Origin of the sequence: Agriterribacter sp. (assembly GCF_035445465.1) — a bacterium.
Taxonomy (GTDB): domain Bacteria; phylum Bacteroidota; class Bacteroidia; order Chitinophagales; family Chitinophagaceae; genus Agriterribacter.
Genome location: NZ_DAOMQT010000001.1, coordinates 147,598 through 164,960, shown reverse-complemented (window position 1 = coordinate 164,960; position 17,363 = coordinate 147,598). Strand labels below are relative to the sequence as shown.

Here is a 17,363-nt window from a genome sequence, read left to right as displayed (position 1 = left end):
TAAATTGTTGACGTTTCAGGGTGCAGGGTGCAGGGTGCAGGTTACAGGTTACAGGGTGCAGGGTGCAGGGTGCAGGGTGCAGGTTACAGGGTGTCTTTATTTTTCTTTACCTTCAAACCAAAAGATCGTTCATGCCAAAATACATTCTTGCTTTAGACCAGGGCACTACCAGTTCCCGTGCCATTATATTCGACCATAGCGGTTCGGTTATTTCAGTAGCGCAAAAAGAGTTCAAACAAATATTTCCCCGTCCGGGCTGGGTGGAGCATGACCCCAATGAAATATGGAGCACACAGTTAGGTGTAGCGGCAGAAGCCATCAGTAAAGCAGGACTAACAACGGAAAACATAGCGGCTATCGGTATAACCAATCAAAGGGAAACTACCGTGGTATGGGAAAGAGCCACCGGCAAACCCATATACAATGCCATCGTATGGCAGGACAGGCGTACCGCAGCTTTTTGCGATGAATTAAAAGCCAAAGGAACCGATAAATTGATCAAAGAAAAAACAGGACTGATCTTAGACGCGTATTTTTCGGCAACCAAAGTAAAGTGGATATTAGATAATGTGGAAGGCGCAAGAGAAAAAGGAGCGAAAGGAGAACTTTGCTTCGGTACCATGGATACCTGGCTGATATGGAATCTTACCAAAGGACAAATACATGCAACCGATGTATCCAATGCTTCGCGTACTATGCTCCTTAACATCCATACCCTTCAATGGGATGGGGAGTTGGAAAAGATATTTGACGTGCCCGGCAACATGCTTCCCCAGGTAAAAAGCAGCAGCGAAGTATACGGAGAAACGCAGAATATATTAACGGCGCATAAAATACCCATTGCAGGTATCGCCGGCGACCAGCAGTCGGCGCTGTTTGGACAAATGTGCACGCAGCCCGGCATGGTAAAAAACACGTATGGCACAGGATGCTTTATGCTCATGAACACAGGCGAAAAAGCAGTGCCTTCTCAAAATAATTTACTTACCACCGTAGCCTGGAAGGTAAACGGCATTACCCAGTATGCATTGGAAGGGAGCGTGTTTATTGCCGGCGCCGTGGTGCAGTGGCTGCGCGATGGACTGGAGATCATTAAGTCTTCCGGCGAGGTAGAGCCTCTCGCATTAAAAGTAGCCAACAGCGATGGCGTATATGTAGTTCCGGCTTTTGCAGGATTGGGCGCCCCACACTGGAACCAGCATGCCAGGGGTACGATAGTGGGCATGACAAGGGGAACTACCTCCGCGCATTTAGCCCGGGCGGCCATCGAAAGCATTGCCTATCAAACCATGGATGTGCTGAAAGCAATGGAAGCGGATTCGGGCATTGCCATTAAGGAGTTGCGGGTAGATGGCGGCGCAACAGCTAATAATTTACTCATGCAGTTCCAGAGCGATATGCTGAATACAAAAGTTATTCGCCCGCGCATTATTGAAACCACCGCGCTGGGCGCCGCTTACCTGGCCGGACTGGCAGTAGGGTACTGGAAGGATATGGAAGAAATTCAAAAGCAATGGCAGGTAGACAGGACTTTTGATCCAGGTATGAAAGAAGAGGAGAGAGACCAATTATCGAAAGGGTGGCAAAGAGCGGTGAGAGCCGCGAAGGTGTGGGCGGAAGAATGAGGTGAATGTGAAAATTTGAAAATGTGGGAAATGTGAATAGTGAATGGTGGGTATGTTCCCTGCATGGATTTTGTAATAACTTTGAAATCAACTTGTTTATTTTTCATCATAATCTTTGATTTTGCAAGCTTTTAAAACATTAACAGGATTGATTAACTGTAGTTCCTGATCGCTCACCATTGACCACTGACTATTGACCACTCACTACTCACAACTATGCAAAGAGGCGAATTGATTAACAGGCTGGATACGGAAACGGAATGGGACATTATTATCATAGGCGGCGGCGCTACAGGTTTAGGCGCTGCCGCGGATGCTTCCTCACGCGGATATAAAACCCTGTTGCTTGAACGTTTTGATTTTGCCAAAGGCACTTCCAGCAGGGCTACCAAATTAGTGCATGGCGGCGTTCGGTACCTGGCGCAGGGTAATATTAAGCTGGTAATGGAAGCGCTGCATGAAAGGGGACTGCTGTTAAAAAATGCGCCACATCTTACCCGCACTCAGCCTTTTATACTACCCGCTTATTCATGGTGGCAAAAATGGTATTATGGCATCGGGTTAAAAATATACGACTTCATGTCGGGAAAGTTAAGCATTGGCAAAACCCGCATCATATCTTCTAAAACGATCTTACAATATGCACCCGCAATAGTGCAAACCGGGCTAAGCGGGGGTATATTATATTATGATGGCCAGTTCGATGATGCCCGCCTGGCATTAAACCTGGCGCAAACGGTAGTGGAGCAGGGTGGTGTGGTATTGAATTATATGGAGGTGTTTGACGTGCGTAAAGAAAATGGAAAGAGTAAAGGCGTATATGCGGAGGATACTCTCACCGGGAGGGAATACGAAATAAAAAGCAAAACGGTGATCAATGCAACGGGGGTATTTACAGATGACGTTTTACAGATGGATGATGATATGCAGCACAATATCGTATCTCCCTCACAAGGGATACACTTGGTGGTAGATAAAAAATTTTTTCCCGGCAGCCATGCCATGATGATACCCAAAACGGATGATGGCAGGGTATTGTTTGCTGTGCCCTGGCATAATAAGGTAATTATTGGCACTACCGACACACCCGTAGCGGAAGCCTCATTTGAGCCCCGTCCACTGGAAGCCGAAATTGAGTTTATTTTCAGGAATGTAAACCGTTACCTGAGTTCAGGCATTACAAGAGCGGATGTAAAGGCGGTATTCGCAGGCTTACGTCCGCTGGTGAAAGCGCCCGGACAAAAAAACACAGCGCTCATGCCCCGCGATCATACCATAATTGTGTCGAAGAGTAACCTGGTTACCATTACCGGTGGCAAATGGACCACCTACCGTAAAATGGCCAAAGAAGCGGTGGATAATGCGCTGTTTGTGGGCAAGCTGGAACGTAAATCCTGTGTAACGGAATCATTGCACATACACGGCTGGTGTAAAACGGTAAACCCTGATGATCCGCTGCATTATTACGGTGCGGATGCTGAAGCTATAAAAAGGCTGGCGGAACAAAATACGGCATGGGGAGAGAGGCTACATGAAGCTTTTCCATATATCAAAGCGCAGGTAATATGGGCGGTACGCAACGAAATGGCTATAACGGTAGAAGATGTATTAGCCAGGAGAATAAGAATGCTTTTTTTAGATGCGCATGCCGCACTGCAGGCCGCCCCCGAAGTAGCAAGGCTCATGGCGGAAGAGCTGGGTAAAGATGAAGCCTGGCAGCAGGATCAGCTAAAAGATTTTACTGCATTGGCGGAGGGGTATTTGCTGGGAAGGTGAAAAATGTGAAAATGTGAGAAATGTGAAAATTTGAAAATGAGGGAGACTTTGGATTTCCGGCTTACCTTTTAGATTTGGAATTTGAAATTTATTTGGTTCTTGTTATTTGTTTTTTGGTGCTTTGTATTTGCTTCGGATTTGTCTTTTGCTGTTTGTTACTTTTTTTGCGGAAAAAAAGTAACCAAAAAAGCCGCCCGAAATCAATATACAGCACGATTTCGGGAAGGAGCTTCGATGAAGCTTTAATACTACTGTGAATTCAATTTCATTTCGCTGCTGCTTTCTCATTTTTCAGTAGCATGCGGAATAGCTATTTTACTTGAGAGCAGAGATTGGATCCGGCTATAGCACTCCCTCTTTCACCGCTCACCTTTCTTCCCTTTCGGATGTCGGACTTGCCTTTTGGATTTGGAATTTATTTGGTTCTTGTTATTTGTTTTTTGGTGCTTTGTATTTCCTTGGGATTTCGAATTCCCGGCTTCGGATTTTTTATTTAAGTTTTATCCGCCCGGGCGGACAGGTTTGTCTTTTGTGATTTGGTTCTTGATGCTTTCTCCTGCAGCATAACAAACCGGTTCATGCCTTACCGGGAAATTACAGGAGTTGGCAATAAAACATTTTTTGTGTGCTGCTGCATGCAATGCATTTATGTTTTCAGCATTACCATCATAATTTTTTACCCAAACCTTTGGATGCAGCACTACTGCTGTAAACCGGCCGCCGCCGTCCGCATCTTCCTGCATAAAACCCGTGGCCTGATCTTCATAAGCCGTTACCACAATACCCTGTGCAGAACAAATATGCAAAAACCACAGCATGTGGCAGGAAGACAGGGATGCTACCAATAATTCTTCGGGATTATATCTTGAACTGTCGCCGCGGAAATGCGGATCAGATGAGGCGGGGATAGCGGGTTTGTTTTCTACGGAAATTGTATGGCTGCGTTCATAGGAAGTATATGCACGGGTTCCTTCACCTGTGTTGCCAGTCCATACCAGTTGGGTATGATATTGGTGTGCTTTTAACATATAGCATTTGTTAAACGATGAATAAATGTATACCCAAAATTAAAAACCTGGTAAACGAAAGGCGCTTACCAGGTTAAGTATGATGAATGTACTAAAATCAAATGGCTACAGCGCCTTCCACCAGCACGGCTACTTTATTGTTCAGCACTTCGGCAAACCCGCCGTTGATATTATACAAAATGGTTGTGCCTGCTTTATCTTTCAGCACTTTTATTTTACCGCTTCCCAAAGCGCTTACTAACGGTGCATGTTTATCTAATATCTCAAATGAACCGGTAATGCCGGGCAGTTGTATACCATACACTTCTCCGCTAAATAATTTACGCTCAGGCGTTAATATTTCTAATTCCATCGTATAATATTTTGAGCTTACCCTTTAGCGGCGGCTATTAATTTTTTACCTTTTTCTATCGCATCTTCTATAGTACCTACGAGGTTAAAAGCCGCTTCGGGATATTCATCCACTTCACCATCCATGATCATGTTAAACCCGCGGATGGTATCTTCAATGCTAACAAATACGCCTTTTAACCCGGTAAACTGTTCTGCCACATGAAATGGCTGCGACAGGAAACGCTGTACTTTACGTGCACGGAATACCGTCATTTTATCTTCCTCGCTCAGCTCATCCATACCCAGGATATTAATGATATCCTGCAATTCTTTATAGCGCTGTAAAATGAGCTTTACCCTGTTGGCGCAGTCATAGTGTGCGTTGCCTACGATTTTAGCAGACAAAATCCTTGAGCTGGAGTCTAACGGATCCACAGCGGGGTAAATACCAAGGTCGGCTATTTTACGGCTTAGTACCGTGGTAGCGTCAAGATGCGCAAAGGTAGTAGCCGGAGCCGGATCGGTAAGGTCATCCGCAGGCACATATACCGCCTGTACGGAAGTGATGGAACCATTTTTGGTGGAGGTGATGCGTTCCTGCATGATACCCATTTCGGTAGCCAGCGTAGGCTGGTAACCGGCGGCAGAAGGCATACGTCCTAACAGGGCAGACACTTCAGAGCCAGCCTGTGTAAAACGGAAGATATTATCCACGAAGAAAAGAATATCCCTTCCCTGCCCTTTACCATCGCCATCGCGGTAGTATTCTGCTACGGTTAGCCCGCTTAAGGCCACACGTGCACGTGCTCCGGGAGGTTCATTCATTTGTCCGAATACGAAAGTAGCTTTGGATTCTTTCAATGCTTCCATATCCACTTTACTCAAATCCCAACCGCCATTTTCCATACTGTGCTTAAACTCCTCACCATAGTTCATGATGCCGGCTTCGATCATTTCGCGCAACAGGTCATTTCCTTCGCGCGTACGCTCACCCACACCGGCGAATACGGAAATACCGCCATATCCTTTAGCAATATTATTAATAAGTTCCTGGATCAATACGGTTTTACCCACACCGGCGCCACCAAACAAACCAATTTTACCTCCCTTGGCATAAGGCTCAATAAGGTCAATTACTTTGATACCCGTAAACAGTACTTCGGTAGCTACGCTCAGGTTTTCAAAGGCAGGCGGCTTGGCATGTATAGAACGGCCGTTGGTTTTATCTACCTGTGGAAGCCCGTCAATAGCATCGCCGGTTACATTAAACAGGCGGCCTTTAATATCTTCTCCAACAGGCATGGCAATGGCTCTTCCGGTATCTACTACTTCCATTCCGCGAACCAGCCCGTCTGTACCGTCCATGGCAATGGTACGCACACTGTCTTCTCCAAGGTGCTGCTGCACTTCTAATACCAGTGTTTCACCGTTTTCGCGTTTCAATTCCAGGGCATGATAAATTTCGGGCAGTTGACCGTTAAATTGCACGTCTATTACGGCGCCAATGATCTGTTTGATTTTACCCTTGATAGGCATATATTAAATTATTTTAAGGTATGTTAGGTCAAATGTGCGGCAAAGGTAAGGTGCCGGCTATTATTGTCCAATTAGAAAAGGGAGTATTTTAAAAAATGAGCGGAAAGAGGGATCTGTATGCTCAAAATAATTTTTCGCCACAAAGCCACGAGGGCACGAAGAAAACAAACTCCAAAACCCGGACTTTGTGTCTCGTAGCATAAAACTTCGCCACAAAGCCCCGCCTGAACGGGACGCCTGCCCATGCCGGTATGGACGGGGCAGGAACAAGGGCACGACTAAAATAAAACCTGAAGACCTGAAACTGTGTCTTAGTGGCATAGCATCTAAACGGAACTTGTTCCAAAATTTCACCACCGCCGGGTGTTGTCACCAGCGGGATAACCAATTCTGCTTTAAGGCAATCCCTGGATCTTTCTTTTCATATCATTACCAGATCAAATATCATCTCTTGTTGTTGGTGAAGCCGGCACGCATTGCCCATCTCACGAACACCCAACAACGGCGGAAACCTGAGGACCTGAAACTGTGTCTTCGTGGCAAACCATCACCGCCATATTGCAATTGATATGACTATATTTGTTCCGGAAGAAAACAATAATATCATGAACCAGTATGTAACCGATTTTATAAGCCTTCTTGATCATAGCAGCAATATCATTCTTAACATGACGCCTGAAGAGGCATCTGCCGCAATTGTATCAGGAGATCCCGCAGCCGTACGTAAAATTGACGGACAGTTTGCCATAGTGGAAAAAGTAGGGCAGCAGGTATTTATGGCACGTTCAATAGGCCGCCCCATGCGCTATTTCCTTGCCAAGCAAACTTCAGGGCCATTGCTTATTGTAGCCGAACGCATGGATGAGATTTATGAATACCTTAAGCAAAAAGGGCTGCATAAACAATTTCATCCTTCCTATACCAGGATGGTTCCTGCACATTTTGTAGTAAGGCTTGAAGTTATCGGTTGCCCGGATCCCAACCCTGTTTACACGCGGTTTTTTGAACCCAAAAGAAATACGCTTCCAACAGATGTTGATGCCATCGGCAAAAAATACATTGAAACCTTATCCAATGAATGTCAGAAATGGCTTTTGTCTGTTCCCAAAGAAGCGCCTGTGGGTGTTTTGTTCTCCGGGGGTATTGACAGCGGTTCCGTTTTTTTAGTGCTGTATCATTTAATGCTGAAGCTGGGGATGTCGCCGCAGCGGTTAAAAGCCTTTACGCTTTCCGTAAACGGCGGCGCCGATGCCGACCAGGCGCATACATTTATGGATCAACTGGGCTTATCTCTTTTTCTTGAGGTTATTGATGTGCCTTTATCGGCCGTTAACTATAGGGATGCCATCGAAGTTATTGAAGATTATAAAACGCTTGATCTTGAATCTGCAACGATGTCGCTGGCGCTTTGCAGGCAGATACGGCAATTGTATCCCAACTGGGAATACCTGGCAGATGGAGAGGGCGGTGACGAAAACCTGAAAGACTATCCCATAGAGGCGAACCCCGAACTTACCATACGCAGCGTGCTGAATAATACGATGCTTTACCAGGAGGGATGGGGCGTAGATAAAATAAAACATTCCCTTACCTATTCCGGTGGGCAGAGTCGCGGACATGTGCGCACCTACGCGCCCGCGAGGAAATATGGATTCAATGGATTTAGCCCTTATGCTTTACCTAATGTGATTGAGGTAGCGGAAGGTATTCCCTTTATAGCGCTCACCAACTGGAACGAGGAAACCTTATATGCATTAAAGGGCGAAGTGGTAAGCCGCGGTATAAAAGCGGTAACGGGTTTTGATATGCCTGTTTTTGAAAAGCGAAGATTCCAGGCCGGCGCGGTACCGCCGGATGCCTTTTCCGGGATTTTTGCCAATAATGAAAAAGAATACAGAACCTATTTCCATTCGCTGTATGCATGATGGTTACAACAGCCGCACTATAACTGAGCTTCGCCCTCCTAAAAACAGGTTAAACCCGTTTGTTCCCTATCATTTTTTGCATGAGCAGGAACCCGGTTTACCGGGTAGCATCGAAACCGTAAATACCATCTTTCTTACCAGCAAAGAATGTGCTTTTAAGTGCCTGATGTGTGATTTGTGGAAGCATACGATTGATGAACCCGTACCGGCAGGCGCCATTGTGCAGCAAATTGATCATGCTTTGGAAAGATTGCCAAAGGCCGATGTGATCAAACTGTACAACAACGGAAACTTTTTTGACACAAAAGCTGTTTCTCCTGAAGATTACCCGGCAATATCCGGCCGGCTTACGGATTATAAAAGAGTGATCGTAGAAAATCATCCCAAACTCTGTAATCATTCCTGTGTTGAATTTAACAACCTGCTTAACGGGAAGCTGGAAATAGCAATGGGGCTGGAAACGATCCATCCCGGATCGCTGCCGAAACTGAATAAACAAATTACACCGGAGGATTTTAAAAAAGCAACTGCATTTTTAAAGCAGCATGATATTGATGTAAGGGCCTTTGTACTTTTAAATCCTCCTTATATTACCGATGCCGGTGAAAATGTGGCATGGACACTTAAAACCATACAGTTTGCTTTCAACTGTGGAGCAATACGGTGTGCGGTTATTCCGGTACGGCCCGGGAACGGTGTAATGGAGCTATTGTGGAAAAACAATGATTACACACCGCCTTCTCTGGCTATGCTGGAAGCCGTTCTTGAAAAAGCGCTGCTGATGCAACGGGGACAGGTGTTTGCAGATACCTGGGATATCGGCTTTTTATCAGAATGCCCCCATTGTTTTGATGAAAGAAAAAGACGCTTAGAAACCATGAACCTCAGCCAGCAGGTTGAAGATAACATACCCTGTACCTGTAACATTAAATATGAGTAATCATTACGATATTGTAATTGCCGGCTCCGGCTTTACCGGTGCTATTACCGCTCTTGCTTTACACAACTGCGGATTGACCGTTTGTTTAATTGAAAAGGGAAAGCATCCGCGTTTTGCGATTGGTGAATCTTCAACTCCTGTGGCGGATATGATATTACGTTCTCTTTCCGCGCAATATGATCTGCCCTGGTTATATGATTTTTCGAGATATGGTAGCTGGCAACAATCGCATCCCGAAATTGTGTGTGGTATTAAAAGAGGCTTTAGTTATTTTAAGCATCATCCCGGGAAGCCGTTTTCAACAGACGCCGGGCACTCCAATGAGCTGCTTGTTGCAGCAAGTGAAAATGATATCATGTCTGACACCAACTGGTTGCGTGCAGATTTTGATGCTTTTTTAGTCAGCAAGGTTAAAGCATATCATATAGATTATCTCGATTGTACCGAGATCACTTCAGCAACAAGAAGCAACAGGCAATGGCTGTTTAATATAAACGGGCCGGGAAAAATACCATCCATTCGTTCTTCTTTTTTTATAGATGCAACGGGCAGCGGGCTGCTGGCAGATAAATTATTTTCGGTAAAATCATCTGCAGAAAATTTTCTTACCAATTCATTTGCCGTATTCTCTCATTTTGAGCATCTCCCCAGATGGACAACGCTTCTTCAGGAAAGCAATATTCCAATGCAGGATTATCCTTACGATCCCGATGATTCCGCATTGCACCATGTGCTGGATGAAGGATGGGTTTGGGCACTTCGTTTTAACAATAACCGCACGAGCTGGGGATTTGCATTGAATGGTAATGATGCTTCATTTCAAAAAATGAATACATTGGAGATATGGAACAGAATGAGGAATACGTATCCCGATATAGATCATATACTCAAAAGGGGGTCTTTATCGCCACAGCCGGGGCGCATTATACAAACGGGAAGGCTTCAGCGAAAGCTGGAAAAATGTTTTGGCGATGGCTGGCTGGCCATGCCGCATACCATTGGATTTGTAGATCCGCTTTTCAGCACAGGTATAGCCTATTCCCTGGCCGGCATTGAACGGATCGTACAGATGCTTAGTGAAAACAGGAACTTTGATGAACGCTTATATGATCAGTTGAAGGAATATGAGCATATTACTTTTGAAGAGCTTAAGCTCATTGATATGCTTGTGGCCGGATGCTACAAAACCATGAAACACTTCCCGCTTTTCACCGCCTGGTCTATGCTGTATTTCACTTTTACCATTTTGTATGAGCAACGCCGGTTGAAGCACCAGCCTGTTACCTATTTTCTTGAAGCCGGCAACCATGAAGTACAAAAGATAGTACAAACAACATATAAGGACCTGCTGAAGTTAACTGCACAAAGAACCATCTCAACCAAAGATGCAGATCAATTTACCAACACGGTAAGAGAAAGGATAGCGCCTTTTAATACAGCGGGACTGTTAGATCTGTTGTCGAAAAACATGTATTACCATACTGTAGCCGTATTGTGATATCACTTATGGGCTTTCTTTCCCTTTACCTCTCTTCGGCTTCAGCGCATTTTTAAAATCATCGGTGTTTATTAACCGGGTATTGTATTGCTGCCGGTACAGGTTATACTTCGCATCTGCAGGATATTTTACATTACCGCTGTAAGGATAGGCAGGCATATTATGAAAAGGCAGCGGTTCAACCGTTTGCCCGTGGGCGGTATTCAAATCACCATCCTTTACCCATCCTTCGCTGTAAATAAGGAAGTCGCGTTTCCATCCCTGCGGCAACACCGGCAAACGGGCTGCATCAAAATCAATCGTTATCTCATCGCCCGAGTTGGCAATAACATACGCGTCATCTGCCTCCTGCAACAGCGGCAGCACATCTCCGTAGCGGGTGTAATATCCTGTAAGGTCTCTCCATTGCTGTCCCCCGGTAGTATTATAATAATCAAACCAGTGCGGGCCAAAAGGTCCGCCTTTTCTATAGGAAGCGGAGAAGCCCCTGTAAGCAAGATGCGCGCCTGTCATGGCAAGATCATGCATATGTACCGGGGCTTTCGATAAACGGTTCGAAAAGAATACCTCATCCCAGTAAATCTGCATATTGGTGCGTATTCTTACTTTCCTGTTGCCCGGGGTAAGAAACCTGCCCGAAAGGTTAACGATCACCATTTTATCTTTCCCCATCGGGAAACCAATATTTGCTATAACGGTTTGCCATTCTCCATTTTTGTTCATTACCTCCAGCGCCGGAGGCTTGCTTTTGTACAATGCCGACTGGGTCATTGCCGTATTGATACTGGCATCTGCGGGGAAAGTCCATCCCCGCAAAAACAGGTAAAGACTGTTGCCCACCGCTTTATCGCCCAAATCGAGGATCAGATCATGATCATCGGCAAGCCCCTGGTATTTACCCATACCAAAGTTGGAGATGTATTCGAAATCGTATGATTTAATTTTGGGCAGCACATCATTGCCATTGCCATCGAATGCAGTAACCGGCAAATGTTTCTCTTCTACCCCATACAATTGCTTACCGGGAAAAGGTGGCGCAACAAAACGTTCATCTGCAAACACATCAACCGAATCGGGATGATCTACCGCCACCAGGGCAGCCTTATCAAAATAAACCGTTTCCCACAGCTCTTCGGTTATCTTGATAGAATATTTATTGTTCTTTGGCTTCAGCTTTTCACCCGGAATAAGCAAATATTCTTTCGAAGCATCGCTGAAGGCATAAGTTGTATCTTTTCCGTTTACCGCCAAAGGCATCCCCAGAGCGCTTCTCCACATCATATCCTTTAAAAATGTATACTTCTCTCCATCCCAGGTAAATAAAAACGGGCAGGATCCTTTTAGCTTCTCTTCTTCCAATGTTCTTTGCCAGCGTGACGGGTCGCTAATCAGTTGTGGTGTTCCATTGGGCCAAATGATACGAACAACATCAAGCGAATCCTGCATCCCCACACCAAAATTGATCAATGTGCGTTTAACCGTTTTGGTTTGATAAAGATCGCCAGCCTTTAGCTCTACCTGTGCCCCTATACCAAACCTGTTGTTTTTATTATTGCCATAGGAAAGTCCTGTTAACTGTACCTGCATATAATGATTGAGACTACCTCCGTCATTCCTCATTAAGCAGATCCCGGAAGGCCCCGATATAAAAACATCATCATCGCCATCTAAGTTAAAGTCGGCAATTTCTATCTTATGCCCCCCGGTAAATGTTTGCGGAAGCAGGTAGGAAACATTGCTAAACCCTTTTGTAAGATTATTATGGAATAGCTGCACCCCGCTTTTGGTTGTATCGTCATTTACTCCTGTTACCAGGATATCCTGGTAACCGTCATTGTCAAAATCAAGAAAAATGGCGGCATGAGCTGTTATGTCTTTTAATGAGGTAGTAAACTCACGCGATGCTGTGTCAACCTTAAACCCATGATCTCCCGTATTTTTTAGTAAAAATGAATTTTCATTTTTGCCCCCGGCAATAAACAGATCCGGCATACCATCGTTATTGTAATCGCCAAAAGCAATGGCGCTGCCTTTGTATGAAGGACTTTGAAGCTGTAAAGCACCGGTAATATCTTTAAATTTCGAATGCCGCTCATTATTAAACAACTGTATCCGCCCCTCTCCGGTTAAAGCCCCTATATCCAGGTCGCCATCAGCATCCCAGTCTCCATAATCCATATCAATAGTTCCTGATGCGCCGGCAGAGAGGTTCATCATCTTTGCGTTCTCGGTGAACGTTCCATCATTGTTATTGCGAAAGAATTTATTGGTGCCTTTACAGGCAATGTATAAATCAAGATCTCCATCCTGGTCAAAATCAGCTACCAGGATCTTATGGCCATTCGTAATATCGTTCAATCCCGTTTTTTGTTTTACCCTGGAAAATGTGCCATCGCCATTATTTTTATAAATAAAGACACCTTTATTAGTAGAAATAAAAAGGTCACGGTAGCCATCATTATCATAATCCGCGAACGTAGCGTCTAAATCAACGGCCTCGTAATTCAGATCAACAGAAGACGTAATATCTTTAAAGCTTGCCATTTCTCCTTCAAACAAATAGCGTTTGGAGAGCGAAGCGCCTTCAGGTAAAAAGCTTGCAAAAACATACGCGGTACCTTTCCCGTCATCATCTGCAAGCGCTAATGTTGAAGAGGTTGCATTTGATATACCAGGAATTGTTAACCCGGCAACCGAGGAAGCGTCTTCGAATTTTATATCGTTTAATGAAACGGTCCTGTTTTTGTCATAAACCCTGCTAAACCTGCTGTCGTTAAACTCCGCATAGCCGGTTAGTAGTTTCGGCTGATCAATTTCGTCAAGTCCGCTCGCGTAGGCTTCGGTAAACTGCATTAATTTTTGAAATTGCTGTATATAATGAATGGCATTTTCGGTTTGATTGCCACTGGTGATGAATGCGGCAGCCTTCCGGTAAATGGTATCTGTTGCCAGGTTAAATTCCGGCACTATTTTTTTTATGCTTTGCATAAAGAACAGCGAGGAGTCTGATTTCCCTTCCTGCGCAAGCAATTCGGATAGCTGAAGCCGGGGCACTATATTAGCCGGGGTAATAGCTATCAATTGTAATAAGCTGGATTTTTGATTCGCATAATTTTGATCCGCAGCAGCTAGCAGGGCCAGCTTGTACCAGGCAGGGGCGCTGCGGGGGTCGGCAGCTAATATGTTTTGCAGCTCTTTTACTGCGTTTTCTTTATTCCCTTCCCGTATATATACTTCAGCTAAGGTAAGCTGTAATCCGGCATGGCCGGGTTGAATTTCCAGGCCCGCCTGTACCTGCTTCTTTGCCTCATCGTAATCTTTTTTTGCCAGGTAAAGCAGGGCTAAATCGGCATAATTCAGGAAATTTCCGGGATCGGTTTTTATCGCTTTTTTAAACGCGGCTTCGGCTTCATCAAATTTATTCTTCTGAAGAAAAGAAATAGCCAGTATGCGGGGGTCATTATAGTAATTTTTTGCTTCCTCTTCTTTTGTTTTACATTGGGTAAGCAGGGTAATTATCAAAAACAAAATAAAGCTGTTCAATAAGCGTATCGTGAAGCGGGGAAATACATGTGTCATTACAGGTAAAACATTTAAATATACCGAAGATAATCATTATCATTATTACTATCTTAGCACGCACAAATGATAGCTGTTCAATGAGCCCTTCAAAAAAGTATACCAAAATAATTATTACTGTAATATTTATCTGCCTGCTTGCCATAACATTTTTAGCCTCCCTCGATAACGATTTTTTTTCGGGTAAGCGCAACATCAGGCAAAAAGCAACGGCAGAGGAAGCATTTGGATTTTATCTTGAGCCGGCAAATAAAGAAACTAAGATCTCATTCCGGCATATTGCTCCTGAGGTTGACCCCAAACTCAATCATATTAAAAGGCAAATCGCTTCTATGGGAGCCGCTGTTTCTGTTTGCGATTTTGACAATGATGGATGGAATGATATTTATTTTACCAACAGTGCCACCGGAAGCAAGAATGCCTTATACCGTAACTTACATAATGGAGAATTTGAAGACGTAGCCGACAAAATACAACTGGCAGACGTAAACAGAAAAGGTACCGGGGTTTCAATGGGCGCCATTTGGGGCGATTATGACAATGATGGTTTTAAAGACCTGCTGCTGTATAAATGGGGAAAACCCGAGCTATTTAAAAACATGCAGGGGGAAAAATTTGAACGGGTTACGGAAGGCAGCGGACTTCCCCCGTGGGTAAACGCTAATTCCGCCATTTGGTTTGACTTTAATAACGACGGGTTACTTGATATTTTTATAGGAGGCTATTATAAAGAAGCTTTTCACTTAGACAGTCTGAATACAACCAGGATAATGCCTGAAAGCTTCCGGTATGCCAACAATGGCGGCAGGAATTTTCTTTTAAAGAATACAGGTAGTGGCAAATTTGAAGATGTAACCAAGCAGTATGGATTAACTTCAACCAAATGGACACTTGCTGCAGCGGCAGCAGACTTTAACGGAGATGGCTACCCTGAATTATATATTGCCAACGATTATAATGTAGATGAATTTTATTTGAATAAAAACGGGGAAAGATTTGAAGAAAAGGGCAGGGAGGCAGGCGTTGGACATATTCCGAAAAGCGGTATGAATGCTTCTTTCGGCGATATTGCCAATGATGGAAATGTAGGTATTTATACTACGAATATTACGGAAAAAGGAATATTAATCCAGGGAAATAATTATTGGCAACCCAGGAGCGAGCGCGTTGCGGAACATCCTTCATTTGTAGATATTGCACAAATTTCGGGAATTGAAAACGCGGGCTGGAGCTATGGCGCGCAATTCGGTGATTTGAATAATGACGGTTTCATGGATTTATACGTGGCAAACGGCTTTATTTCTGCAAAAGAAAATACTTCATACTGGTACGACTATTCTAAAGTTACAGGCGGTAACAGCGCCATTATTGGTGATGCCAAAAACTGGCCCGACATGGAAGGCAAAAGCCAGTCGGGCTATGAGCAGGACAAAATATGGCTGAACAACAGCGATGGCTTATTTGAAGATGTATCCGACAGGGTTTGTCCCGCAGCAACTTACGACGGGCGCGCTGTTGCTATGGCCGATCTGTGGAACAGGGGGGTATTGGATGTTATTGTTGCCAATCAAAACAACATACCTTTAGTTTATAAAAACTATGCGGGAAATAATAATCACTGGATAGCTTTTGAGCTGCAGGGAACGGTTTCTAATGCCGATGCCATTGGTGCAAGAGCAGAGGTGGAATGGGATGGGAAAAAACAGGCGCAGATCGTTACCGGTGGCATGGGCTTTTCTGCTCAAAATCAGCACAGGCTCCATTTTGGAACAGGCAAAAGCGGTAATATTGACGGGGTAACGATCTATTGGCCATCGGGGCATACAGATAAAATTAAAAACCCGGAAATCAATAAACTGCATATTATAAAAGAAAGCAAACCCAATAACTAATGCAGCAGGAATATAAGCTTGAAAACATACCCGCAACAACTTCGTTCTCTCAGTGGCTAAAAAATAATTTTCAATATATCCCGCCGGCCTTTATCACACTTATCCTCCTGGTTGGGCAGTTTACCTTTGGCATCTTAGACAGTTATGTAACCCTTGTAGCTGCAATAGCCACCTCCATGATAGCCGAGATCATATTGGCCAGGGTGGTATTGGGTACGTGGAAGAACCTTGCCAGCGCGTATATAACCGGCATAAGCGTGGGCATACTCATCCGCTCCAATGTAATTTGGCCCTATGTTGTTACGGCTTTACTTTCCATTCTCTCCAAATATGTATTTCGCTATAAAGACAGGCATTTATGGAATCCTTCAAACTTTGGTATTTCGTGGATGCTTGCTTTGTATAGCGTTAATGTGGCAGGTCTTAGTATTCAGTGGGGAAGTAATCTGCTTGCCATGTCAGTAATATGGGTTTTGGGATTGATCATTGTGAACAGGGCAAAACGGTTGCACGTAACCGTTACTTATGTAATAAGCTTTATTATCCTTGCGTATGTTCGTTGCCTGATTACAGGCGATGCTTTTCTTGCAGAAGTGTCTCCCCTCACCGGGCCAATGTACCAGCTTTTTATCTTCTTTATGATCACAGATCCTCCCACTTCTGTATCCACCAGGAAGGGAAGAATGATTGTTGTTGTTTTGGTGGCCATAGTAGAATTTATTTTGCGTCTTAACAATCTTATATATGCGCCTTTCTTTGCGCTTTTCCTTGTAGGCCCGTTGGCTAAGTTTCTCGATTTAAGAAACAATGCGCTCAATAACAGGAAACATGAAAAACCAGGCCCGGGGCCTGGTTCAGTCATTTGAAATCTTGTCAGAGGTTAATGAGCAATGAATGGTTAGGTTTTTTGGAAGATACTGACCTGGTTTCATGATTTTTCAGGGGTTAAGGGTCTTTCAGGGGATAGGAGAACGGTTAGCGGTTTTTTACAGGTATCGGATAGGCTGGCTTTCAGGGAATTGGAATTTTCTTTCACAGGGTTGGGTTTTTCTAAAGGGTGGCTGGATTTTTCAGCGGATGATGGATAATTGGGTTTTCAAGGGGTTAGTATCGCTTTTGACAATACAAAGATGGTAAACACAATACGGTGGTGAAAGTTTATTCGTTAACCGGCTGTTTTGTTTCGATTTTTGGAACAATACGTTCGATGAAGTAGTAAGCAGCACGGAAT

The 17,363-nt window shown here is 44.3% G+C and carries 11 protein-coding genes; 7 read left to right on the top strand and 4 right to left on the bottom strand.

All coding sequences use genetic code 11. The annotated features are described in order from the left end of the window. The first annotated feature begins 131 nt into the window (after positions 1-131). Positions 132-1,625 carry a glycerol kinase GlpK gene (gene glpK / locus PLE34_RS00660; RefSeq protein ID WP_324553041.1) on the top strand — a complete coding sequence of 498 codons (1,494 nt, stop codon included), beginning with the start codon at positions 132-134 and terminating at the stop codon, positions 1,623-1,625. 216 nt (positions 1,626-1,841) lie between these two features. Further along, entirely contained in the window at positions 1,842-3,401 is a 1,560-nt protein-coding gene (locus tag PLE34_RS00655) for a glycerol-3-phosphate dehydrogenase/oxidase (protein WP_324553039.1), read from the top strand. 500 nt (positions 3,402-3,901) lie between these two features. Here PLE34_RS00655 and PLE34_RS00650 read toward each other — a convergent pair whose 3' ends face one another. The 3 genes from PLE34_RS00650 to atpD all read right to left on the bottom strand — a co-directional run bounded on the left by PLE34_RS00650 (position 3,902) and on the right by atpD (position 6,298). Further along, a complete protein-coding gene (locus PLE34_RS00650) occupies positions 3,902-4,429 on the bottom strand; it encodes an OsmC family protein (protein WP_324553036.1) in 528 nt (175 codons plus the stop codon). A gap of 97 nt (positions 4,430-4,526) precedes the next feature. Further along, positions 4,527-4,781 carry an ATP synthase F1 subunit epsilon gene (gene atpC, locus PLE34_RS00645; protein ID WP_324553035.1) on the bottom strand — a complete coding sequence of 85 codons (255 nt, stop codon included), beginning with the start codon at positions 4,779-4,781 and terminating at the stop codon, positions 4,527-4,529. Positions 4,782-4,798: 17 nt separating this feature from the next. Beyond that, the gene (gene atpD, locus PLE34_RS00640) at positions 4,799-6,298 is read right to left on the bottom strand and encodes a F0F1 ATP synthase subunit beta (RefSeq protein ID WP_324553033.1); all 1,500 of its coding nucleotides are present in this window, start codon (positions 6,296-6,298) and stop codon (positions 4,799-4,801) included. 569 nt (positions 6,299-6,867) lie between these two features. On the opposite strand from atpD, the gene PLE34_RS00635 reads away from it, so the two are divergent. The 3 genes from PLE34_RS00635 to PLE34_RS00625 are packed head-to-tail and all read left to right on the top strand — an operon-like array spanning position 6,868 to position 10,661. Continuing rightward, entirely contained in the window at positions 6,868-8,223 is a 1,356-nt protein-coding gene (locus PLE34_RS00635; RefSeq protein ID WP_324553031.1) for an asparagine synthase-related protein, read from the top strand. Further along, complete coding sequence (locus tag PLE34_RS00630) at positions 8,180-9,163, top strand: archaeosine biosynthesis radical SAM protein RaSEA (protein WP_324553029.1); 984 nt, start codon at positions 8,180-8,182, stop codon at positions 9,161-9,163. Before PLE34_RS00635 ends, PLE34_RS00630 begins: the two co-directional genes overlap by 44 nt. After that, positions 9,156-10,661, top strand: coding sequence for an NAD(P)/FAD-dependent oxidoreductase (locus PLE34_RS00625; RefSeq protein WP_324553028.1), 1,506 nt, complete (start codon positions 9,156-9,158; stop codon positions 10,659-10,661). The genes PLE34_RS00630 and PLE34_RS00625 overlap by 8 nt, the downstream gene beginning before the upstream one ends. Positions 10,662-10,667: 6 nt before the next feature. Here the strand turns inward: PLE34_RS00625 and PLE34_RS00620 are convergent, their stop codons facing one another. Next, complete coding sequence (locus PLE34_RS00620; protein WP_324553026.1) at positions 10,668-14,240, bottom strand: CRTAC1 family protein; 3,573 nt, start codon at positions 14,238-14,240, stop codon at positions 10,668-10,670. Positions 14,241-14,320: 80 nt separating this feature from the next. Between PLE34_RS00620 and PLE34_RS00615 the strand changes: the two genes are divergently transcribed. Together PLE34_RS00615 and PLE34_RS00610 are read left to right on the top strand one after the other, a co-directional pair. Further along, positions 14,321-16,132, top strand: coding sequence for a CRTAC1 family protein (locus PLE34_RS00615; RefSeq protein WP_324553024.1), 1,812 nt, complete (start codon positions 14,321-14,323; stop codon positions 16,130-16,132). Further along, on the top strand, positions 16,132-16,998 hold the full coding sequence (locus PLE34_RS00610) for a hypothetical protein (protein ID WP_324553022.1): 867 nt from the start codon (positions 16,132-16,134) through the stop codon (positions 16,996-16,998). Before PLE34_RS00615 ends, PLE34_RS00610 begins: the two co-directional genes overlap by 1 nt. Positions 16,999-17,363 lie beyond the last annotated feature (365 nt).